Source organism: Oleiphilus sp. HI0067 (assembly GCF_001635735.1).
Map to the genome: position 1 here is coordinate 1 of NZ_LWFI01001351.1, position 864 is coordinate 864.

Annotated in this window: 3 protein-coding genes; all 3 read left to right on the forward strand. The window is 42.8% G+C overall.

What is annotated here, in order from left to right; translation table 11 throughout:
• Positions 1 to 159: HU family DNA-binding protein (locus tag A3739_RS21420; RefSeq protein ID WP_197472478.1), on the forward strand; the 159-nt coding region annotated here is incomplete at its 5' end.
• Positions 160 to 176: 17 nt separating this feature from the next.
• Positions 177 to 440 carry a LapA family protein gene (locus tag A3739_RS21425; protein WP_068477001.1) on the forward strand — a complete coding sequence of 88 codons (264 nt, stop codon included), beginning with the start codon at positions 177 to 179 and terminating at the stop codon, positions 438 to 440.
• Positions 441 to 603: 163 nt separating this feature from the next.
• The coding region (locus tag A3739_RS21430; RefSeq protein ID WP_197472479.1) for an orotidine 5'-phosphate decarboxylase / HUMPS family protein at positions 604 to 864 on the forward strand (261 nt) is incomplete at its 3' end.

Genomic DNA, 864 nt, shown 5'->3' on the forward strand with positions numbered 1-864 from the left:
GGCTTTGGTAGCTTTTCGCTTCACTATCGTTCTCCACGCGTTGGCAGAAACCCGAAAACTGGTGAGTCCGTTACGCTTGAAGCAAAGCATGTTCCGCATTTTAAGCCTGGTAAAGAGCTGCGTGACATCGTAAATGATAGCCTTAAGCATGGTTATTAAAGGTCGAGCTACGCATCATGTCTAAGCTAGTTTTGCTCATTGAAGTAATATTGCTCGCGGCACTCGTCGCTTTAGGTGTTGCGTTTGCCTTATCTAATAGTGAACGCTTGAGCGTCGATTACTTGATAGGCAATATCGATGTCAGTGCTGGTGTTGCACTGCTAATTATGTTTTCCCTTGGTGGCGTGTTTGGGTATCTCGTGAGATTACCAAGTAACATTGCAATCAAGAGCAGATTGCTAAAGGTTGAACGCGAGCTTCAACGCACTAAGCAGGCTTAAAACTGAGTTTTATTTTTCTTAGAACGCTTATTTATTGTCGAAGTTTTTGATCTTCGATAGACTTCCTCCCGCCCAATTTTCGTTTTATCACCCTGTCACTTTCTAGCGGTTATAATCCTCTCGATATCAATGACAGTTCAATATTTTCTATAGTGTGTTTTTTATGACTAATGCAAATGTAAGTTCGCCTATCTTGGTCGCTCTTGATTTTCCTTCAAAAGAGTCTGCGATTGAATTGGCGCAGCAGCTAGACCCAAAACTATGTCGTGTGAAGGTTGGGAAAGAGTTGTATACCCGATGCGGTCCGCAAGTGGTTGAAGACTTACATCGTCTAGGCTTTGATGTATTTTTAGATTTGAAGTTTCATGATATTCCAAATACCACGGCTCAAGCGGTTGGAGTTGCGGCAGATATGGGCGTATGG